Source organism: Bacteroidota bacterium, from assembly GCA_016715425.1.
Lineage (GTDB): Bacteria > Bacteroidota > Bacteroidia > Chitinophagales > BACL12 > JADKAC01.
This window is the reverse complement of sequence record JADKAC010000008.1, coordinates 531,765-553,227: the sequence shown is the minus strand read 5'-3', so window position 1 is coordinate 553,227 and position 21,463 is coordinate 531,765. Positions and strand designations below refer to the sequence as shown.

Annotated in this window: 20 protein-coding genes and 1 pseudogene; all 21 read right to left on the bottom strand. The window is 32.7% G+C overall.

The features are described from left to right. Positions 1–623: 623 nt before the first annotated feature. Positions 624–1,643, bottom strand: coding sequence for a hypothetical protein (locus IPN31_16425; GenBank protein MBK8683460.1), 1,020 nt, complete (start codon positions 1,641–1,643; stop codon positions 624–626). Positions 1,644–2,053: 410 nt separating this feature from the next. After that, positions 2,054–2,647, bottom strand: a complete 594-nt coding sequence (locus IPN31_16420; protein MBK8683459.1) for a hypothetical protein — start codon at positions 2,645–2,647, stop codon at positions 2,054–2,056. Between the two features lie 117 nt (positions 2,648–2,764). After that, positions 2,765–3,538, bottom strand: a complete 774-nt coding sequence (locus IPN31_16415; protein ID MBK8683458.1) for a glycosyltransferase — start codon at positions 3,536–3,538, stop codon at positions 2,765–2,767. A gap of 533 nt (positions 3,539–4,071) precedes the next feature. Further along, entirely contained in the window at positions 4,072–4,434 is a 363-nt protein-coding gene (locus IPN31_16410) for an acyltransferase (GenBank protein MBK8683457.1), read from the bottom strand. Positions 4,435–4,689: 255 nt separating this feature from the next. Further along, the gene (locus IPN31_16405; protein MBK8683456.1) at positions 4,690–5,913 is read right to left on the bottom strand and encodes a glycosyltransferase; all 1,224 of its coding nucleotides are present in this window, start codon (positions 5,911–5,913) and stop codon (positions 4,690–4,692) included. 223 nt (positions 5,914–6,136) lie between these two features. Further along, complete coding sequence (locus tag IPN31_16400) at positions 6,137–6,487, bottom strand: hypothetical protein (protein ID MBK8683455.1); 351 nt, start codon at positions 6,485–6,487, stop codon at positions 6,137–6,139. 1,049 nt (positions 6,488–7,536) lie between these two features. Further along, positions 7,537–8,106, bottom strand: a complete 570-nt coding sequence (locus IPN31_16395; GenBank protein ID MBK8683454.1) for a glycosyltransferase — start codon at positions 8,104–8,106, stop codon at positions 7,537–7,539. A 31-nt stretch (positions 8,107–8,137) separates the two neighbouring features. Then, positions 8,138–8,767, bottom strand: coding sequence for a class I SAM-dependent methyltransferase (locus tag IPN31_16390; protein ID MBK8683453.1), 630 nt, complete (start codon positions 8,765–8,767; stop codon positions 8,138–8,140). A gap of 99 nt (positions 8,768–8,866) precedes the next feature. After that, positions 8,867–9,568: a sulfotransferase gene (locus tag IPN31_16385; protein ID MBK8683452.1), complete on the bottom strand. Its 702-nt coding sequence runs from the start codon at positions 9,566–9,568 to the stop codon at positions 8,867–8,869. Beyond that, entirely contained in the window at positions 9,534–9,710 is a 177-nt protein-coding gene (locus IPN31_16380) for a sulfotransferase (GenBank protein MBK8683451.1), read from the bottom strand. Before IPN31_16380 ends, IPN31_16385 begins: the two co-directional genes overlap by 35 nt. Continuing rightward, the gene (locus IPN31_16375) at positions 9,703–10,788 is read right to left on the bottom strand and encodes a DegT/DnrJ/EryC1/StrS family aminotransferase (protein MBK8683450.1); all 1,086 of its coding nucleotides are present in this window, start codon (positions 10,786–10,788) and stop codon (positions 9,703–9,705) included. The genes IPN31_16380 and IPN31_16375 overlap by 8 nt, the downstream gene beginning before the upstream one ends. 12 nt (positions 10,789–10,800) lie before the next feature. After that, positions 10,801–12,596 (bottom strand): annotated as a pseudogene (locus IPN31_16370) (ABC transporter ATP-binding protein). Then, positions 12,577–13,692 carry a GDP-mannose 4,6-dehydratase gene (gene gmd, locus IPN31_16365; protein ID MBK8683449.1) on the bottom strand — a complete coding sequence of 372 codons (1,116 nt, stop codon included), beginning with the start codon at positions 13,690–13,692 and terminating at the stop codon, positions 12,577–12,579. Before gmd ends, IPN31_16370 begins: the two are co-directional and overlap by 20 nt. 51 nt (positions 13,693–13,743) lie before the next feature. Further along, positions 13,744–14,697 (bottom strand): GDP-L-fucose synthase, encoded by a 954-nt coding sequence (locus IPN31_16360; protein MBK8683448.1) that lies wholly within the window; start codon positions 14,695–14,697, stop codon positions 13,744–13,746. Further along, a complete protein-coding gene (locus tag IPN31_16355) occupies positions 14,687–15,739 on the bottom strand; it encodes an NAD-dependent epimerase (protein ID MBK8683447.1) in 1,053 nt (350 codons plus the stop codon). Before IPN31_16355 ends, IPN31_16360 begins: the two co-directional genes overlap by 11 nt. 240 nt (positions 15,740–15,979) lie before the next feature. Further along, positions 15,980–16,339: a four helix bundle protein gene (locus IPN31_16350; GenBank protein ID MBK8683446.1), complete on the bottom strand. Its 360-nt coding sequence runs from the start codon at positions 16,337–16,339 to the stop codon at positions 15,980–15,982. 138 nt (positions 16,340–16,477) lie between these two features. Next, positions 16,478–17,521, bottom strand: a complete 1,044-nt coding sequence (locus tag IPN31_16345; GenBank protein ID MBK8683445.1) for a Gfo/Idh/MocA family oxidoreductase — start codon at positions 17,519–17,521, stop codon at positions 16,478–16,480. A gap of 118 nt (positions 17,522–17,639) precedes the next feature. After that, on the bottom strand, positions 17,640–17,993 hold the full coding sequence (locus IPN31_16340) for a four helix bundle protein (protein ID MBK8683444.1): 354 nt from the start codon (positions 17,991–17,993) through the stop codon (positions 17,640–17,642). Between the two features lie 166 nt (positions 17,994–18,159). Beyond that, positions 18,160–19,431 (bottom strand): Vi polysaccharide biosynthesis UDP-N-acetylglucosamine C-6 dehydrogenase TviB, encoded by a 1,272-nt coding sequence (gene tviB, locus IPN31_16335; protein ID MBK8683443.1) that lies wholly within the window; start codon positions 19,429–19,431, stop codon positions 18,160–18,162. Between the two features lie 278 nt (positions 19,432–19,709). Then, a complete protein-coding gene (locus IPN31_16330) occupies positions 19,710–20,069 on the bottom strand; it encodes a four helix bundle protein (GenBank protein MBK8683442.1) in 360 nt (119 codons plus the stop codon). A 144-nt stretch (positions 20,070–20,213) separates the two neighbouring features. Further along, complete coding sequence (locus tag IPN31_16325; protein ID MBK8683441.1) at positions 20,214–20,756, bottom strand: ArsR family transcriptional regulator; 543 nt, start codon at positions 20,754–20,756, stop codon at positions 20,214–20,216. Positions 20,757–21,463: the final 707 nt, after the last annotated feature.

The window sequence follows — 21,463 nt, the reverse complement described above, 5'->3', positions numbered from 1 at the left end:
ATTACTTAATAAAAGGATAAAACCTAATTCCCAAAAACTCTATTGTTTTTCTATCGTAACTGTAGAAGGCACCAAAAAATAATAAAAAATAAAATTTTTAACATCAATATTGATTATAACTTTAATATTACCATAGAGTAAATTAAAACTATTCATTCCCTATATGTTTCAATAATTTTTTTATATCAATAGGACAAATCTTTTTAGCTGGTACTCCCCCATAAAGCATGTTAGATTCCAGACAATTATCATTTACTGCAGCATTTGCTGCAAATGCAATATTATCAGCTACTGTTATTCCTCCATAAATTTTTACACCCGGAGCTATATAAACATTATTTCCAATTGTGGAGCCGCTAAACCACGGAAGAACTGCAAACGACCGGCAAATAAGAATTATAAATGGAAAGAATAAAGAGAACGTAAATTGAAATAATACTCTGTTTTTCTTAAGGCTTTTTGAAATTGATAAATATAATCGGGAATAAAAAAATCTTTCAAGATATAATTGAGGCTTCTTTTTTTTCTTTTCAAAGCAATTCTATCCATCTTCAAATAATACTTTAAGTCTGTTCGATTTCTAATCATAATACTAAAATCGTTTAATATTTTCAAAAAAAAAATCATGGAGCAGACATATTTGTAATTAAATTTTCAATCATCCATCCATAAGGATTAAACTTCCCTTCATGCCATTTCAAATCATTTGTCCAGTAACCGGGACAAGCATCGTATCCCGCTTTTGAGAAACCATAACTAATTTCAACTAGTAAAGGTTTAACATTATCAAAAACAAAATCCATTGCTATGCATTGACTTTTTATTTTATTATTAATTTCAAAAGCTAATTTTATCAATGCATCATCAAACAATTCCTTTGCATATAAAATATCTCCGGCACCTGAGGCTCTGAAATCATTTTTCCTCACTAATCGCTTTATCGCAAATGCTTTATTTCCAATTACTACAACTCTTATATCATGATCATTGCCGGGAATAAATTCCTGGAAATAGATATATCCAATCTCCTTACCACTAACTTTAACATAATCAAGTGGTTTTACTAAACGCACCACACCTTTCAATACATCTTTTAAATTTGTTTTTCCTTTTCTATATTTTCTGAATCTTTCCTTTAAATAATCCATTGCCTGGTATTGCGAGAAGCCACTACCAAAAGCTTTATTTACTAATCTAATAGCAGAAGATTTATCTTTTGCCAATTTAACATTAGAAGATCCTGCACCGGATCTCAATTTAAATACTTTAGGAAATGTTGTTTTTGCTATCCAATCCAATGCACCATTTTTTGTATAAAATACAAATGTCTCCGGTGATTTTATTCCCAATTTTTCAAATAAATATTTTTGCCCCAACTTATCATCAAAATGCCAGTTGGTATTAAAATCAGGGAACACTTTTATTCCTGAATGTTCCAATGCAAACAACAATTGTTTTGCAAAAAGGATATCCTTTGGACCGGCATGATTATGATGCCACATCAATCCATCACAATCATTAATTTCCTCCACAATATTATTGCTATAACAATCTACAATCTTATAAGATTTATTATTTAATACACAGTATTCAATCCATCGAGTATGAAAACCGTTTGGACTATTATGTATTGCTATCATCATTAATTTCTAATTATTGTTTCTCCTAGCTCATCACTGCTCATAAATCTGACATCTGGCCAGCGCTTATTTATTTCAAGTAAAAGATTACTTAACTTATGAAAAGACATGTTGCTATTTTCCACAGACATATTACTTGCATAATTAATGCGATGAGTACAAATAATCGCTGGTTTCTTCCAAAGAAAAGCAGTCGAAATTTGTTTAAGTGTAAAATTCACCCAATCCTTATTTTGATTTAAATATGGTTCGAATAAAACATTCCTTACTAAATAAACTTGGCCAAAATTATTTCTTTGACCTAAAAGTGTCTTGCTATTCGTAAACTATTCTTTGTGATACTAGGCGATAAATGCGCATATTGTGTTTGAATAAAATCTACATCAAGAGATTTTAAAAACAGTTCTAATTCCTTAGGTAAAATATAATTGGCAGCAAACAAAAGACCTAGGTTTCATTTTCCAAAAATCCTGGAACATTTTAATTCCATCCTCAAGTGTAATTTTAATATTTTCAAGCTGGTCAAATGATTCAGCGTAATAAGCAGCCAAATAATTATTTTGAAATCTGGAAGAAGTAATAGTCTTTAAACCATAAAAACCATTATTGAAAGCAAACCGTGTATCGTGTAAATTATTTTTAAGATCTTTCATCCAAAGAGATATATTTAAATGTTCCCGAGCATGAAATTGAGGTTTTAAAATTTTTTTTTCAATAGCATAATCCCATATATGACGTAAATCCTCATTGTAATAATAAGTATAGGAATCAAATAAATTTCTATGAAAGAATTTTTCAAAATTGTTATTTTCAATAGCTTCGTAATTAGGATTACCCATTACCATATTACATGTGAAAATAGGAACCTCTCCTCTATTACTTTTATTACGAATCAAAACTTCTACAAGTCTCTCAAGATCTACTTTTTTCTCTAAACTATCGAGTGTATCATAAAAGCGATTTATCAACTCTAATCCCATACTGAAGCAACTTTTGATATGTTTCATAATTCGGCATCCTCATACTTCCCCAGTCATCACTCTCGAAAACAATAATCTTTTTGATCAGTCTTCCAGCCAAAAGAATTAATTATATGATCCGTAATAAGTTTCTTATGCTTGATTTCATAAATTTTGAAAGAAACTGGATAATTTATCACTATGAAGACTATAATTAAAACTATCTTGCGCTGTAGAAAAGGCATTTATTCCAAGCAGTTCTGATTGCTTTGGGTTATCCATAATCTTACGTATATGATTTGCGACTTCATTTGAAGAATAGCTATCCTCGATTATCAAAACATTATGGTTATTCTTTAAATAGATTGAAGAATCACCTACATCTGTTGCAATAATTGGAATAGCAAAATTCATACACTCCCCGAGCTTTGTTGAAAAATTATACTTATTTCGAAAATTATCCGGTTTATTTATTATTACCATTGAACACTTTCTATAATACTCAAAAAGATCTATCTGATTTAAATGAGAGTGAAATTTTACTTTCTCTCTTACCCCATAGTGTTCGATAATCCTTTGTATATTTTCCTTAACTTTTGGCAGTGTAGTGTAATTAGAAAGAATTAATCTCAAATTCGGATGTGTTGTAGTTGTCACTATAGAAAAGGCTTCAAAAACTATAAGTATCCCATCTTTTTCTTCTGTTAATGTTCCTGCGTGGAAAATAAAAGGTGATTCAAAACGATCATAAATTTGCACATTCTTTAAACATTCATCATCAATTAAAATTGGTATTTTGACAAATTGAGCATTTCGGGTTTTGAACTCTTTAACAATATTTACTAGATTTTCTGAAATAACAATAAACCCACTGATTAATGGGAAAATAAGTTGAAAAAGAATTTTTCTATGAATTTTGTTAGTGAATCTGGTTTGCATCCGACTCGCTATTACACTGTGAGGAAGTTCATTTAATTCAAGTACAATTTTTTTTCCTAACAGTCGAGAAATGAATAAAAAGTATTAATTGAGGCCATTTATACCCACATGAAAATAGTTTATCATAATTTTTCCTTTCTTTAAATAAAATATAATATAATTTAATACGCATTACCGGACTCAATAAATCTCGTATAAAATATATATTGTCAAATAAATAATTTTTTCTCCAATAAATAACTCTTTGATTAATTAAATCTTCTTTCATAATGGTATCTGCCTTTCCTTTTTCAGGAGCTGTTATAAATTGATGCCCTAATTGAGTGAGTCCTTTGGCATACAACCTTAATCTATTCGTCATTGCCATACCCCCCATGAGGATAGGCTCCTTTATAAACACAAAAAATCCTAACCTTTGATTCCATTACCTTTTATTACTTCAGATTTAAATTGACTTCTATATGAAGATAATTCCATATACTCTAACTAATTATACGATAATCTGTTTTTTTACTTTCATAAAAAATAATTCATCATGCATTATCGAAATGTGTTATTTTTTTAATTACTCTACATGGATTACCAGCAGCAATAACATTAGATGGAATATTTTTAGTAACAACACTGCCCGCCCCTATAACCGAGTTGCGTCCAATTCTCACCCCTTTTAAAACTATTACATTCACACCAATCCAAACATTTTCTTCAATGTAAATCGGCCGGGGGGGACTACTTCTTACATCATTAAAATGCCAATCACCATCCGTAATTAGTGTATTTGCACCACACTTTACATTTGATTCTATGATTATTTCGGAAAAACATCCAATGACAGTTCCACTAAAACCACAATTACTTCCAATTATCAGTTTAGCATTGTTATGAGTTGAAATCATACATCTTCTGTTAATTCCAATCAAATTAGATTTATAATAGGATCTAAATGTGCAATTGTTGCCTAATTTAACTTTTGATTGACTGGAACAAACTAAATCTGGAAGTCCATAAAAAAGAACACCTTTCCCAATTTGAATTTCTAAAAACCACGTTTTTATATAGGTTAATTTGGAAGATATTAAACAAACTAAATATAAATCTAAGCCCCTGAGAAATAATACTGCTCTATGTAAAATCTTGCGAAACAAAATATATTATTCCTGAGCTTTTAATATGTCATTATATATTTCCAATTGTATATCAGCTAAATAATCCACTCTATGACGTTCTAAGGATTTTTTACGAGCTGTCGCACCAAGTTTAATTGCCCATTCATAATTATTAATATATTTTACAATAGCACCGGCAATTGCAAATTGGTCTCCGTCCGGGACCATTATACCAGTTACATCTTCTTCAATATAACTAGACACACCTCCTACATTCGTAGATATACACGGGATGCCCATTAATAATGCCTCAGATAAATTGTTAGGACTATTCTCTATCCTTGAGGTCATAACGTATATATCTGTGTTCATCAAACAATTTATTAATTCATTCACTCCTAACTTACCTTTCAATTCTATACATCTATGAATCTCTTTGTACTTACTTTTATAACTAAAATATTTTAATAATTTAGATTCAGAATCTATACCTATAATCTGCCAGCGGATTTTAATTGATAGATCTTTCAACAACATTAGAGTTTTAAAAATAATATCTAACCCTTTAATAACTGATTCACCCAATACAGTAGTTATAACCCATTCTCCTAAGTGTGCTTTTTTAGGTTGCCATATATTCAAATAAAATTCCTTTTTCAAAATATTATTTTGATGAAATAATGTAGCATCCATATTTAATGAATTTATCACTAAATCACTCCAATTCGACTTTGAAATAATATATTTTGCGTTTCGTATTGTATTCATTTCAAGCATCGATAAGTATTTATACCTTCTTATTTTGACAGCCAAATCTTTTGAATATTTCCAATTATTATAAAGCAAACTTTTAGCAACGACCGCACTTACAAAACCTTGAATTGTTAATACTACAGGTATTTTGGTTACATTAAAAACAAACCCAAATGTATTCTCAGTCCCATGAATATGAATGATATCCGGATTAATATCTTTTATCAAATCACTATACTTTTTTTCAAGAGAACTTATATTTTGTTTTATATTGAGACCAAAATAGTTATTAAATAGTAGTCTTATCCTATCATTTTTAAGAGTCAAAGGATAATACATTGTTCTTCCTTTTTTAATAACATTAATACGTTTAGGAAAGTGAAATGCTACATGTAATTCCACTCTATCTTGAAGTGCCGTATCTAACGCACTTAACCAACCTCCACTAAATACTTTTATACCCAATTCACTTGCTGCCAATGATGGTGTATTTATAAACCATAGGACTTTAATCATGTAATGTTAATTTGCTTTTCTCTTACTACAGAATAATAATAAACAATCCCTGCCAATGCAAAAAAAGTAAAACTAAATCCGGGGAATAAAGTAAACTGTCCGAAAAAGGCCCCAAAAAAGCCCACGGAAATAATGGATACAGAAAATACATTCAAGTATTTCCCCATCAACCTTTCAGGAGTATATAAATATCTACTTATCTGGAATCTACTTGACAATAGTATTATAAAAATATATTGAAAAAAATAATCAATCCAATAATAAACCCATTAACCCTAACAAGTTCTAATAGCAAATTATGAGAGCCATAATCAGCAAAGTGCTCAACTTGCGTATAATATAATAACCTAATAGTGCCTACTTCAATAGGTGGCAAAATATTAAAATCATTAAATATTTGGGCGCTTGCGGATGACCATAAAGGAATTCTATCGGAAAATACCTTGCCTATAATTCGTTGGCTTAAACTACCAGTTGTATTGCTTGAGTCAACATTAAATATAGCCAAACCGTTATTTGTAAAGTTGCTAAGTAAAAAAATAAGCCCTGTAAATCCAACTAAAAAGAAAAACATGATTTTAATCAACCTGCCTTTAATATTTACACTATTGTTGCCGTAACTATTAATTTATAATAAGGTTGCCAAAGCAACACTAAGTAATATTGTAAAAGAAGCGATAGTAATATTGATGATAAAAACAAATACTACTATTAAACTCAACAACAGTATAAATCTTAAATGCAAAGACTTCTTTCGATTAATGAAGTAATCCACAAATATGCTTATTACCACAGGATACACAAAAAAACAATACGAAATGTAGTATCAAGTGATTTAATGTTGTTTAAAATGAATGCAACTATCAGCGCAATTAAAACATATTTTAGAATTTCCTTATTCATACCTTTTGAGATAATAACCCCATAATAAAAGGGTAACAAACCAAGTGTGTAATTTAATGGAGTTAATGATTCAATGAAATTATATCTCAGAAATACAGTTTTATATAAATATAAATAAATTGCACTTAAACCAATAAACAATGAGATTTTGTATGCAATACTTAATTTAAGCCGGACCAAATGATGTTGATTTAACAAAATAGTTACAATGCATAGCACCAATATAAAATAAGATATGGTACTGCCACCAACTGAATGAATAATTAAGGCTGGTAAGAATCTCGCATCCATACTTAATACCATATAGGCTACATATGGTATAACCAAAAATTAAAATATTCTCCTAGAAATATATAACCAAATAAACAAGGAATGGAAAGTAGAAAATTAAAAATTAATACTGGCATTTACATAAATTCAAATTCATCAAAATAGCCTTTTACGATAATATCCAGGATATCGGTACAATGAAAAAAAAAAAAGTATAATGATTTAAAAATATTAGATGAAAAATATTTACGGCATAAAGCTCGTTCATAGCCTGCAATTCGTTCTTTCACTAAGGACCTATAATTTGGCGGGGTAAATTTTAAGATATATTTCCAAACTAAATACATACCAAATATCTGTTTAGATTTTCGTCCTTTTGTTGAGTTATGCTAAATTTTATTTCTCCGCTTTACACCCATCGCTTCGTTTATGTAAAACCATCTCCTTTGGTTAATAAGAATAATTCCAATGGTATATCTCCAACAAATTATTCTCGAAGGCAGGCGGCAAGCCGTACAGTTCACTTCTCCTAAAAGAACACTTAGTAGAAATAAAATGATGATTAAATTCATCAATAAATCCAAATTCCTGTTTATCAAATATTGTTTGAAATGGATATACTTCTTCAACTCCATCATAAAGCAATCCTACATCATGTGCTACTATTGAATATCTTTTATTATTTTCTAATAAATCTACTTGCTTTTGCAATTTGTACGGATCTATCCAATAGTCATCTCCGTCTAATAAGGCAATATATTTTCCTTTACAATTATTTAATATATCAATAAAGTTAATGAGATGATTCCCTTTAACCCTCCTTTGATAGTATTCATCACCAATATTTCGCTCAAGTACTTTTATTAAATGAGGATATTTTAATTCATACTGCTTTATTATTTCAAAAGTACCATCATCTGAAAAATCATCACCAATTACAATTTCGTAAGATCCATTCAATATTTGCATTAAAATTCCATCTAATGCTTGCTTTATATATAATACATTATTATAGACCATTAGCCTAATGCTGACGACTGGATTATCAATCTTAAGCATGACTAATTATATAAAGCAACTGACCTTCAAAAAATGTATCCTTGACCTCACCACTATTGTAATCAATATAAATTACTTGGCTCACTTTAAGTCCAACTTTATTACACATGGCATCTATCTCCAATGGTGCATGTATATAAACATTAGTGCTATCATTTCCAATATTAAGAGTAAACCAGCCGCTGTTAAGGTCATTCAATATATCTCTTGATAGATTATGCATTACATTTACATAACCATAATTTGAAATATTATATCTATTATTTACATCAATAACCAAACTTCCATGCTTTGAAAGGACTTTCTTGAATTTCAAGAAAGTCCTTTCTCTTTCATCAATATCATTTAAATGACCTAACACATTCCATAAGCATGTTATTAAGTCATATTTTTTAGTAATTTGAATTTCACAAATCGAAGACTTAATTAGGTTTAAACTTATATTAATATCTGAAGTTAAATTTCTACAACTATGTAAAATCTCACTATTGTCTACCAATGTTATTTTTTTACATGCTATCTTTTTAGCGATTGAAATTGCTCTTATACCGTCTCCGGAGCCTACATCCAAATAGTCTAAAACTTGCTTATTTCTAAATTTATTCACAATTATTTCATCCACAGCATTAATATATAAACTTCTTTTTTCGCAATATCTTGATAGTTAGATGAAATTGCATTATAATATTCTTTTGAAGTCTTCATTAGTAACCATACTTTTTTAAAACACACCCGCTATTCTATTAAAATTACGTTGATCATCTTCTGTTAATATTCTTTTATACTTTGAAATATTATTAATATCTGGTGCTTCTAATAATTTATATTTCCAGGCTTTGAATTCAGATGGTTCTATATCTTCGAATTTCTTATTAAGATAATAACCTTCTGATAAAATTGAGTAATCCAACTCTAAATAATCAAATATTTTACTTAGAATATACTTTGTATCAGAAACTAGCATTTCATACTTTATCACTAATTTATTTTCATTACTAATTTTTGACAAGTAATTTTCAATAAATGTAATATTGTTTCTCCATCGTTCAGAAATTTCCTCTATTTGATATGGCAGTTTCGGGAAATATTTTGAATGGGAATTTTTATCCTTTAATTCAAGATATGAACACGCTACATCTCTACCATCAAGTATAATATGGATATACTTAGCTTTAGGAAAATAGAAAAATACTTTATCGAGTTTTTCCTTCCATAACTTATTTTTATCTCCCCAATAAGTGATATTTTTTTTATTATTAACTATTGCAAAAAAATAATACACATGAGCAATTAAACTCGAGTAGCTTTCAGGATTCTCTTTAAATAAATAATTTTGTAAACTGATTTCATCTATATCCCACGTCTCAAATTTGCGACTAATTGTTAAATCAATTAAAAGTCTGATAAATAAGATATATCCCAATTAGAGTATTTTTCTTCAAGCCAAAGAAAAATGTGATTCCGGGAGGTATAGATATCAAAGGATGTGAATGTAGCATTAACCTAAGAAGCGATGTGCCTGACCTCGGATTTCCTATGATAAAAATGGGTGTATCATTAACCATAATTAATTGCTCGGTTTATTATTCTAAAAATCATATCTTGCTCTTCAAAGGTTAATGAATCATATAATGGTAAACACAGAATCCTACTACTTATAGAATCTGAAAACTTCGTTACAACCTTGTTAACATATAGCAGACCAGATAAAGAAGGAAAGAAATACCTTCTTGGAAAAATCTCGTTTCTCTCTAATGCTTTCTTAATAGCAATCAAAACAGATTCTGATTCAAAAATCACAGCATAATATGCATAATTATAATCTGCCCCGGCCTGCAGTAATGGTCTTCTTATGTTTTTTAAATTTTTTATAAGACTGTCATAGTGCAGGGATAGTTCATATCTTTTTACCAATAAATCCTCTATATCATCAAGAACACACAATCCCATCGCAGCATGAAACTCAGAATTCTTACCATTTATACCAACGCCATTAAATTTTTCAGGTCCATCATGTCCGAAGTTGCGCATATAAGCCATACGTTTCAATAAATCAGGATTAGATGTAAATACTGCACCACCTTCAATTGAATGCATCAGTTTAGTTGCATGAAAACTAGTTGTACTTATATCTCCGTAATGAAACACGCTTTTACCTTTATATAATGTTCCAAAGCAATGTGCTGCATCATAAATTACTTTAAGTTTATGCTTATCAGCAATTATTTGAATTGCATCAATATCACATGGGTTACCGAAACAATGTGTAGCTAAAATAGCACTTGTATTTTCAGTAATCGCCGCTTCAATTTTTGATGGATCAATATTTAAAGTATGTTCATCAATATCAACAAAAACAGGTTTGCATCCCTCCCAAACAATACTGCTTGTTGTTGCCACATAGGAAAAAGGTGTAGTAATTACTTCCTCCTTTAAGCCTAAAGCTTTAATGGCAATTTGGAGTGCTAAAGTTCCATTACCGACAAAAAGTAGATGCCTTATATTTAAATAACTTTTGAGTTGCAATTCAAACTTATTAACCAATGGGCCATTATTTGTTAGCCATTGACGTTGCCAAACTCCATCAAGATATTTATCATATACTTCTCTTTTTGGCAAGTAAGGTTTAGTAACCGGTATCATGTATTCATTGTTTTAAATTTCCTGCAGCTCAACCATTCTCTTAAATTTAGGCTCATCAATAATGAGTTGATTAAATGCATTCACATTTAATATTTCTCCTTTATCCATTAAAACGATCCTATCTGCTTTTTTTACTGTAGATAATCTATGTGCCACAATAAGAATTGTGTATTGACCTTTTAATAAGTTAATACTATTCTGTACATCCTTTTCAGTTTCACTGTCTAATGCAGAAGTAGCTTCATCCAGAATTAATATTTCAATATCCTTATATAACTCTCTGGCAATGGATATGCGTTGACGTTGTCCTCCGCTTAAATTAATTCCATTATTTCCAAGCAAACTTTGTTCTTTAAGAGGTAGGGCATTTACAAATTCATAAATTGATGCTTGTTCTATCGCCTTATTAAATCGTTTCAGACTTTCTTCCGTTTTCTCATCCCAGAAAGTAATATTATTAAATAAAGTATCATTAAAAATTACCGCTTCCTGAGTAATATATCCCAATTTCTTTTGGAAGTGAGATAAATTCAAATCTTTTATTTCTATTCCATCAATAGAATAATCTCCTTTATCTGGAGGAGCAAGCCTGCAATTAAACTTATAAGTGTTGTTTTCCACTTCCACTTTCACCAACAAATGCAACAGTTTCCTTTTTATGAATTTTCAGATTAATATTTTTAAGAATAGCTACGTTCCCATAAGAAAAACATACATTTTTTAATGATATTGCTGTTTTAAATTTTGTTATTGAGATATCTCCATCAACAACTTTAGATTTCCGTAATTCTTCCTGAAATTGGATAATATTTTCCAATGAACCGGACAAAAATGAATGAATTCCAAGATGTTTGCATAAGCATTAGGGATGTAAGTGCTCTATAAAAAAATAATAAGCTGATAATAATTGGCCCTAGTGGAGAATGTAAAACAGATGTTTGTAATATTATAACAAATGCAATAATCATTATTAATAAGGGCTCCCGTATTGATTCAAGAGCTGTACCATATAATCCAATTTTACGATTAATTGATTCAATTTTTATTACACTTCTTTGCAACATATTGCTATATGCTTTCAGTAATCCTGTTGCTTTAAGATATTTATAGTTTGATATAAGTTGAATTACTAGTCCCTGAAACCCATGCATATTTGATGTAAGCTGAGTAGAAACTTTTTTGCTAAGTTTATAAAAGAAATTAAAAATAAAATTTGTCAATATTCCACCTACAGTTACGAGTAATGCAAATCTTGCATCCACAAAAAAAGCTAATGCCATATATACACCTACCATTATTATCTGCTCAAGTGTTTTCATAAAAAATACACTTGCTCGCATTACACGATCTGCTTCTCCTGTCATCGTATTCTGAATTCGCCCCGCATCAGATAGTACAAAATACTTATAGGAAATACTATTAAAATCATTTAATAATGTAAGTCGTACCTTTTTTATGAAAAATTGTCGTATTAAAACACTATAATAACCACTTATGAATTTTGCTACTCCTTTTAAAATGAAGAATGAGCAAAGAAATAAGAGCACTGTATTCAGATTTAATGGTAAACCCGTTGCTTTAATTCCATTTGTAATAAAGCTCATATTACCTAAACTCTGAGAACTCATTGTTTCATCGCCGCTTACAATTTGCAACAAGGGGACAAACATTACTAGGCCAAAACCATCGAGTATGCTTACAAGCAAACTAAGACCGATAGCAATAAAAATCCTATATCCAATTCTACGATAGAAAAATAAGAAAAAAGCAAAATATTTTTCGAGTATATTACGTAATACAGCTTTCATTTTTTTCAAATATAAAATCGGCAATTACCATTTCCTTACACAGCATTTTCAAATCATACTTCGGCACCCAGCCCAATTTTGTTTTTGCTTTTGTGGCATCACCAATTAATAATTCCACTTCAGTAGGTCGGAAATAACGTGGGTCAATTTTAATTAATTGCTTCCCTAATTTTTTGCGTAAGTGGTTTGTATTTTCTTCTCCGATAAGTGCAATTGTTTTTTCTGTTTGTATGCTTTCTAAAATACCTTTTTCATCAACACCTTCACCTTCAAATTTCAATTGCATACCTGCTTCGGCAAATGCCATACGGATAAACTCACGTACAGATGTAGTTACTCCTGTTGCAATAACATAATCATCAGGAACATCTTGTTGTAATATCCGCCACATGGCATCCACATAATCTTTTGCATGCCCCCAGTCACGTTGTGCATCTATATTTCCCATATACAAACAATCCTGTTTGCCATACGCAATTGCAGCTACTGCTCTTGTAATTTTTCGGGTAACAAATGTTTCCCCTCGCAATGGGCTTTCATGATTAAATAAAATCCCATTGCATGCAAACATATTATATGCTTCACGATAATTTACTGTTATCCAATACGCATACATTTTAGCAACTGCATAGGGAGAGCGTGGATAGAAAGGTGTAGTTTCTGTTTGCGGTGTTTGCTGTACTAATCCATATAATTCGGAAGTGGAAGCCTGATACATTTTTGTCTTTTTTTCCATGCCTAATAAACGTACTGCTTCCAATAAACGGAGTGTACCGATACCATCTGCATTGGCTGTGTATTCCGGTGTATCAAAACTTACCTGCACATGGCTCATTGCTGCAAGATTATAAATTTCATCGGGTTGTGTTTCCTGAATAATGCGGGTGAGATTCATGGAGTCCGTCATGTCGCCATAATGCAATTGAAATTTTAAATCACGTTCATGCGGATCCTGATAGAGATGATCAATGCGTTGTGTATTAATTAATGATGCCCTTCTTTTTATACCATGCACGATATAATTCTTAGATAATAATAATTCAGCAAGGTAAGCACCATCCTGTCCGGTAACACCTGTAATAAGTGCAGTTTTCATGATAGTGGAAATTTAAAAGTGCAATGCATGAAGACAATAAATTTTTGCATATTATATTTTTACTTCTTTCAAATGATTGTGGTTTTCAAGAAACCAATTATAGGTTTGTTGCAATCCATTTTCTAAATGTATTTCGGCAGACCAACCCGCATTTTTTAATTTATTTACTGCTAATAATTTCCGGGGAGTGCCATCGGGTTTTGTATCATCCCAAATAATTTCTCCGGTATGTCCTGTAATTTTTTGAATGAGAAGCGCCAAAGCTTTAATGGTTAAATCTGTTCCGGTTCCGGCATTATATAAATGATCGGGCAACTTATTTTCCAATGCAAAAATTACCGCAGAAGCAAGATCATCCACATGCATGAATTCACGCATAGGTGTGCCTGTTCCCCAAAGCGTAACAGGAGTATTGCCATTTACTTTTGCATCATGAAATTTGCGCAACATAGCAGGAAGTACATGCGAAGTTTGTAAATCGAAATTATCGTAAGGTCCATATAAATTTGTCGGCATTAAACTCACAAAATATTTATCATATTGTTTGCGAATTGCTTCACATGTTTTTACACCGGAAATTTTTGCAATAGCATACCATTCATTGGTCGGTTCCAATGGACCGGTAAGGAGACTATCTTCAGTAATAGGTTGTGCTGCATGTTTGGGATAGATACAACTGCTGCCGAGAAAAATAAAAGAGGAAACATTATTTTGAAAAGCAGCATCCAACAAATTATTTTGAATCTGCATATTCTCCATCAGGAATTGATAAGGATAATTATTGTTTGCTAAAATTCCACCCACTCTTGCAGCAGCATCAATTACAATTTCGGGTTTTTCATTTTCAAAAAATGTATTTACCTCAGATTGATTTCGCAAATCCAATTCTTTACTTGTTCTGCCAATAAGATTTGTATAGCTTTTACTTTGCAATGCCCGCCACACCGCCGAACCAACCATACCCTTATGTCCGGCGATATATATTTTATTTGTTTTAGATACCATAGTATGTATTATACCAATCAATAAAATTTTTCACACCATCTTCCACACTTGTTGCCGGTTTATAATTTACATGTTGTATTAATTCATTTACATCTGCATTTGTTTCGGGCACATCACCAAGTTGCATTGGCAATAGATTTTGAATTGCTTTTTTATCTAATGCTTTTTCTACTGCTTCAATATATGTATTGAGTTTTACGGGAGTAGAATTACCGATATTAAAAATGCGGTAAGGTGCAGAAGAGGATGATGGATCAGGAGTATTGCTATCCCAATTTTCATTTGCAATTGCAGGTTTAAAAATGCAGCGTTTTACACTTTCTACAATATCGGCAACGTAAGTAAAATCACGCACCATATTGCCGTAATTAAATACGTTGATCGGTTTATCATTGAGGATGGCATCTGTAAATAAAAAGAGCGCCATATCAGGTCGTCCCCAGGGGCCATATACTGTAAAAAAACGCAAGCCTGTTGTGGGCAATTGAAATAAATGACTGTAAGAATGCGCCATCATTTCATTTGCTTTTTTAGTTGCTGCATATAATGTCATCGGATGATCGGCAGCCATATGTTCTGATAAAGGCATAGCAGTATTTAAACCATACACACTGGATGTACTTGCGTAAACTAAATGCTGAATATTATTATGTCGGCAACATTCGAGGAGATGCATGAAGCCGGTAACATTACTTGAAATATAGGCATCGGGATTTTCAAGAGAATACCGCACACCTGCCTGCGCAGCAAGATTGCAAACGTGCGTAAATTTTTCTTCGGCAAATAATTTTTCTAAGGCTGCTTTATCTTCTAATTGTAATTGAATAAATCTATAATTGTTATAGGTAGTGCTTTGAATAATTTTTCCGTACGTAATTTCTTCTTGTTGAATACCACATTCTTTTAATCGTCCGTATTTTAAATTGATATCGTAGTATGCATTGATAGAATCTAATCCGACAACTTCATAATTTTCTTTGATTAATAATTGTGCAAGATGGAAACCGATGAATCCTGCGGAGCCGGTGAGGAGGATTTTTATTTTAGGCATGGGAGTTTGAAGGTGAGGCATTAATAAATGGTTGGCGCAGGGCTGAGGGCGAAGGGTGAATGGCGGAGAGCAAAGGGCGCAGGGCTGAGGGCGAAGGGTGAATGGCGGAGAGCAAAGGGCGCAGGGCGGAGGGGAAAGGGCGCAGGGCTGAGGGCGCAGGGTGAATGGCGCAGGTGAAAGGGCGCAGGGTTTTGATAGAGGTCGTAATGAAATTTATAGTCATTTGATTATTCAGGTTAATAAGGATTTTCGAAAGTTTGTTATTTGCTTGCTTAAAATCAGAAGTCGTGAATAGAGAATTGCTCTTTCTTCTTTGGTTATAATATTTCTTAATTCGAATATGAAAAGTATATTGGCACATTCGAATATTGAGCGTCTTGCGAAATTTAAAAACAATGCAAAATCTTTTTTAGAAAATGAACCTGAACCTTCCGCAATGTTATTGCTAATGCTTAAAGCAGCACCTCGTAATTGTTCGGCAAATCTGTAATACTTTATCTTCTCTGCAATTTCTGCTTTATCAAATAATATATTTGAAATCAAAATTGATTCTTTCCAGATTTCTAAATTCTCAAATCTAAAATCGCTCATTATTTATTATTGGAGGAAAATGTTTTTTTAATAATGGTTAGCGGTAGGGGGTTGGGGGTGGCGGGTGGCAAAAAAAAAAATTAACCATTGACTTAGAACATTGACAAAAAACAACTGGTGATTCATTTTCATACAAAACTATACCCTGCGCCCAAAGCCCTCTGCCCTCACCCCTGCGCCATAAATCCTCTCAATAATATCCACCACTTTTAATCCTTCTAATGCATTTGTAGTTATTCTTCCTTTATTCTGAATTACATGCACTACGTTTTCAATTACAAAATTATGATTGGCTGCAGATCCTTTATACGCACCATAATCATTACCGGGATTTGTGGGTTCTAAGATGGGCATTTCATAATCTTTAATATGGCAATACTCTACTTCATTCATGTATTGTCCGCCAATTTTTATACTGCCATTTTCTGCGATGATGGTTAAGCTGGATTCGAGGTTTTTATTCCATACGGAAGTAGAATAATTAATACATCCCATACCACCTTTTATAAAATCAAAACTGATGAAACCACTGTCTTCAAAATCTGTGAGTTCAGCATGATTATGATCTGCAAATTTTGCTTGAATATTTTTTATATCACCAAACAACCAATACATAATATCTATAAAATGTGAGAACTGTGTAAACAATGTTCCGCCATCCAAATCTTTTGTTCCGTGCCAGTTGCCTTTTTTATAATAACGGTCATCACGATTCCAATAACAGTTTACCTGAACCATATAAATTTTTCCAAGGATGCCATTGCTCACTATATCTTTTATCCAACGTGATGGAGGAGAATATCTGTTCTGCATTACAGCAAACACATAGCGATTCATCTCTAATGCTTTATGCATCACTTCTTCTGCTTCGTGTTTTGTGAGGGCCATTGGTTTCTCGATGACAATATGTTTTCCTGCTTCGAGACACTGCAAAGCCATTTGTGCATGTAGTCCATTGGGGGTGGCAATATTTATTACATCAATGGGAATTCCGGATTGCAACATCGCATCTAAAGAATTAAAAAAGGGAACATCAAATTCATCTAAACTTAAAGCAGATTTATCTTTTATATCAGCGATAGCAACGAGCTCAGCATTGTCTTGTCGGACGATCATTTCAGCATGTCGTTTACCGATGTGGCCGAGGCCGATGAGGGCGAAGGTGGTAGGGGGATTATTCATAGTAGGTTTATTTGAAGAAGCGATGGCGATGGCTGATGGCGATGGCTAAAATGCGATGGCGATGGCTGATGGCGATGGCTAAAATGCGATGGCGATGGCTGATGGCGAGTAATTCATTTTAGTGGCGCAATTTCATTATCAAATGTGTTATCTGTTTTTCTAGTGGAATTAAAACTTGTGAGATAGCATTAAATGCTTCATCACTTATAAATTTTCTTCTTTGTGCAATTACCAAATGACTTTCTGTTTCATAAGCTGAGCCGAGAGCTATTTCTAAAAATCTTGCAAAATCTTTTTCTGAAATTCTTGATGCACCCTCAGCAATATTTGCGGAAATAGAAACAACAGATCTTTGTAATTGATTAGTGAGCCCAAACTTTTGATCACTCGGAAACTTATCTGTGATACTATAAATTATATCGGCCAATTCAATTGCATTTTTCCAAATTTCATACTCACGAAAATTACGCATTACAAGTATTCAAATAATTCTCAGCTTTCAATATTTCTTTTTCAATTTATTATTAGTTACCCAAAATTTCCACTTACTAAGCCATCGCCTTCGCTTTCGCCATCGCCATCGCCATCAGCCATCGCTTTAGCTTTTCCCTTCGCCTTCGCCATCAGCCTTCGCCCTCTCAAAGTCTCCCATCCACCACTTCCTTCTCCAAAACCCCTTTAATATCAAACACCACCACTTCGCCATTTTTAATTTTTGAAAAATCAATCTTCTTAAAATCATCATGCGCAACAGCCAACACAATTACATCATACTTATCGCCATTTAACTGGGATAAAATATCAATGCCGTATTCGTGTTGCACTTCTTCTTTCGCTGCCCAGGGATCATACACATCTACCGATAAACCAAAACTATCCAGCTCATGATAAATATCAATCACTCTTGTATTTCGTATGTCAGGACAATTTTCTTTGAATGTTATTCCGAGTATTAATGCCTTGGATCCTTTTATCTGAATATCTTTTCTGATCATCAGCTTCACCACTTCATTTGCTACATATCCGCCCATGCTGTCGTTTAATCTGCGACCTGCTAAAATTATTTCGGGATGATAGCCGACACTGGATGCTTTTTGTGCAAGATAATAGGGGTCAACACCAATGCAATGTCCGCCGACAAGTCCGGGTTTGAATTTTAAGAAATTCCATTTTGTTCCTGCTGCTTCCAGAACATCATGAGTATCTATGCCCATGCGGTTGAAAATTTTCGCCAACTCATTGACGAATGCAATATTGATATCACGCTGTGAATTTTCAATCACCTTTGCTGCTTCCGCCACTTTAATACTCGGTGCTTTATGTGTGCCGGCGATGATGATAGAGGCATATATATTGTCAACGACATCTGCAATTTCGGGAGTGGATCCGCTGGTTACTTTTTTAATTTTTGTAACGGTATGTTCTTTATCACCGGGATTAATTCTTTCGGGTGAATAGCCGCAATAAAAATCTGTATTGAATTTTAATCCGGATTCTTTTTCTAACACGGGCACACATTCTTCCTCAGTACATCCGGGATAGACTGTTGATTCATACACGACGATATCTCCTTTCTTCAACAACTTGCCAATCATTCTGCTGGCACTTAATACAGGTGTGAGGTCGGGATTATTATTTTTATCAATAGGTGTTGGAACGGTTACAACAAAAAAGTTGCATTCACCAACAGGACTTAAATCGTTAGTGAGGGTAAGATGTGTTGATGCACTTAAATGTTCCTTGGTAATTTCCATCGTGCGGTCATTCCCTTCATTGAGTTCTTCAATACGCTTGCGATTAATATCGTAGCCGATGGTTTTATATTTTTTTCCAAACTCAACAGCAAGCGGCAGACCTACGTAGCCGAGTCCGATGATGGCGATTGTGGTTTTATCGTTTATGGTGGGCATTTTTTTTAATTGATGATTATTAAAATGGGGAGAAATAATTTAATGGCTATTGGCCGTTGGCTTTTGGCTTTTTGGCTGTTAGCCGTTAGCAATTGGCGGTTGGCTTTTTAGCTGTTGGCTGTTAGCTATTGGCTATTCATTTATTCCACTCTGAATATTCTTGAAAATTTCTCAAATTAAATTTGCTATTCAATACTTCAAACTGAGTAATCAAAATTATAATTTACAATCAACCGACCACCTTACAGAGCCAACGGCTAACGGCCAATAGCTATTAATCAATGTTTGCTTGTTAATTTAGAGTGTAACGCATTTAATTGTTTCTGGATAATATTTAATGCTGTAATTAACTCATTATATTTTTCTTCAGTTAAGTAATTTCTCATTCGTAATATTTCTAACAATGTTTCTACTTCAAATGAAGATCCGATACTCATCTCTATAAATCTATTAAAATCTTTTTCAGAGGTTCTGGATGTTCCTTCTGCAATATTGCTTGCAATAGAAATAGAAGCACGAGTGATTTGTGAAATGATTGCATATTTTTCAGATTCAGGAAATGAATGTATTTCATTATATATTGAATTCACAAATTGAATACTATTTTTCCAGACAGAGTAGTCTCTAAAATTCCTCAAAATAAACTTGTCTTTTTATACTTCACAAAGCCAACCGCCAAAAGCCAATCGCCAACCGCCAACAGCCAATAGCCATTTTAAACAGCTTCGCCTCCTCAGTCCCATTACAAGGTCTAAGAAAGCTGGGGGTAATTAAGAAAAAAACTACATCACTGAATCGTCAGACCATATTAAGAGTGTCTGCGATTTGTTGAGTGATGGTTTTGTTTTATTGTACTGATCTAAATTCATCACCTCAGTTTTTACTTTGCGATGGATTACGGATTCAGTTTTGCCGACAAGATAATTGAGCATAGTGATGTCTACATTACCCACTATTAACAGGTCTATAGTGCCACTGTCTTTTCCTTGCGCATAATCGCCGACAATAAAGGCATAGCGCACATCTCCTAACCGGCGGACAAGCTGCTCTACAAGTTTATCGAGTCCTAAATATTTTCTTACCAGGCTTTTTAATTCCGGGAAGAGGGGATGTTTATCGTTGGCGGCGTATTGAATTGTCTTGCCTTCATTATGTGAAATCAATAAACCGGCTTCCGACATTTTATTGAGTTCTAATCTTACGGAGTTGGTACTTTCATTCATCTCTTTCGCCAATGACCGCAAATGGGCTGAGGAATCGCTATTGATAAAAAACTTCAACAGTAATTTGATACGAGTTTTGGATGTGATGAGTGCCTCGAGCATGAATGAGTAACAAAGTTACTCGACTGTTTTTTGACTTGGGTATTATCTGCTAACTATTTTTTCAATTATGGGCCAACAAAATTTATATTATAGTATATGAAATTAATTGAGATGTTAGATTGAAGCGTTGCAGGGCAATGGTTATTTATATTTAAACAGAAGAAACTGCGGATGTTTGTCAGGTTACAAATTGAAAAAAATATTAATTGGGATAATGGATATTTAGAAAAGAAATAGAGGAAGGAAATAAATTAGTTACTCGGTGAGAAGTTAATCCCGCAGATGGCGCAGATTTTCGCAGAGGGGGAAAAAAGCAATGGCGAAGGCAAATGGCGATGGCTTTTTTTGAATAACTATGAAAATCATCAATGAATCAGTGATGAGTAATGAGTAATGAGTTTTTTTGTCAATGGTCAATAGTCATGGTCAATAGTAAATGGTAAATGCTAAATGCTAAATGGTAAATGGTAAATGGTAAATTAAAAATCAGTGATGAGTAATCAATAATGAGTATGCTCTTTCTTTCTCGCAGGGTTTCACAGCAACCGCACAAGGCCACGGTGAGAACCCTGCGGTAACATCAAACCTATGCCTCCTCTGCGAATCTATGTGGTTATATGATTTTTTTATCCCGCAGATGGCGCAGATTTTCGCAGAGGGGAAATTAGAGTTTCGGGTTTGATGGTGAGAAATAATCCCGCAGATAG